General features: G+C 52.5%; 1 rRNA gene. It reads left to right on the forward strand.

The features are described from left to right. The first annotated feature begins 154 nt into the window (after positions 1–154). Positions 155–1696: ribosomal RNA gene (locus tag HMPREF9439_RS05515) — 16S ribosomal RNA — on the forward strand. Positions 1697–1754 lie beyond the last annotated feature (58 nt).

A 1754-nucleotide genomic window follows, 5' to 3' on the forward strand; every position in this document is an offset into this window, starting at 1 on the left:
TCTTTAAAAATTTATCGACGACCGATAAGAGCGGGCACTAAGAAGTCTGCGGTAAAAACTGCAAATTTAAATTGCTCGATCTTATTGGAGATGAAGGAGTAGAAAATACTCCGTCAAACACCAAGCAAGAGTAATTCGAGCGACAACAGAGATTAAACAATAGAGTTTGATCCTGGCTCAGATTGAACGCTGGCGGAACGCTTTACACATGCAAGTCGAACGGTAACGCGGAGAGAAGCTTGCTTCTCTCCGGCGACGAGTGGCGAACGGGTGAGTAATACATCGGAACGTGTCCGCTCGTGGGGGACAACCAGCCGAAAGGTTGGCTAATACCGCATGAGTTCTACGGAAGAAAGAGGGGGACCCGCAAGGGCCTCTCGCGAGCGGAGCGGCCGATGACTGATTAGCCTGTTGGTGAGGTAACGGCTCACCAAAGCAACGATCAGTAGCTGGTCTGAGAGGACGACCAGCCACACTGGGACTGAGACACGGCCCAGACTCCTACGGGAGGCAGCAGTGGGGAATTTTGGACAATGGGCGCAAGCCTGATCCAGCTATTCCGCGTGTGGGATGAAGGCCCTCGGGTTGTAAACCACTTTTGTAGAGAACGAAAAGACACCTTCGAATAAAGGGTGTTGCTGACGGTACTCTAAGAATAAGCACCGGCTAACTACGTGCCAGCAGCCGCGGTAATACGTAGGGTGCGAGCGTTAATCGGAATTACTGGGCGTAAAGGGTGCGCAGGCGGTTGAGTAAGACAGATGTGAAATCCCCGAGCTTAACTCGGGAATGGCATATGTGACTGCTCGACTAGAGTGTGTCAGAGGGAGGTGGAATTCCACGTGTAGCAGTGAAATGCGTAGATATGTGGAAGAACACCGATGGCGAAGGCAGCCTCCTGGGACATAACTGACGCTCAGGCACGAAAGCGTGGGGAGCAAACAGGATTAGATACCCTGGTAGTCCACGCCCTAAACGATGTTAACTAGTTGTTGGGAAGTAAAATTCTCAGTAACGCAGCCAACGCGAGAAGTTAACCGCCTGGGAAGTACGGTCGCAAGACTAAAACTCAAAGGAATTGACGGGGACCCGCACAAGCGGTGGATGATGTGGATTAATTCGATGCAACGCGAAAAACCTTACCTACCCTTGACATGTCAGGAAGCTCTTGTAATGAGAGCGTGCCCGCAAGGGAGCCTGAACACAGGTGCTGCATGGCTGTCGTCAGCTCGTGTCGTGAGATGTTGGGTTAAGTCCCGCAACGAGCGCAACCCTTGTCACTAGTTGCTACGAAAGGGCACTCTAGTGAGACTGCCGGTGACAAACCGGAGGAAGGTGGGGATGACGTCAAGTCCTCATGGCCCTTATGGGTAGGGCTTCACACGTCATACAATGGTCGGAACAGAGGGCAGCGAAGCCGTGAGGCGGAGCCAATCCCAGAAAACCGATCGTAGTCCGGATTGCAGTCTGCAACTCGACTGCATGAAGTCGGAATCGCTAGTAATCGCGGATCAGCATGCCGCGGTGAATACGTTCCCGGGTCTTGTACACACCGCCCGTCAAACAATGGGAGTGGTGTTTACCAGAAGTCGTTAGCCTAACCGCAAGGAGGGCGGCGACCACGGTGAGCACCGTGACTAATGTTAAGTCGTAACAAGGTAGCCGTACCGGAAGGTGCGGCTGGATCACCTCCTTTCAAGTAAAGCAGTATGAGCTCAGAAGTTCTGAGTGTCCGCTCTTATCGGAAGTCGATA

This window comes from Parasutterella excrementihominis YIT 11859 (assembly GCF_000205025.1).
GTDB classification, from domain to species: domain Bacteria; phylum Pseudomonadota; class Gammaproteobacteria; order Burkholderiales; family Burkholderiaceae_F; genus Parasutterella; species Parasutterella excrementihominis.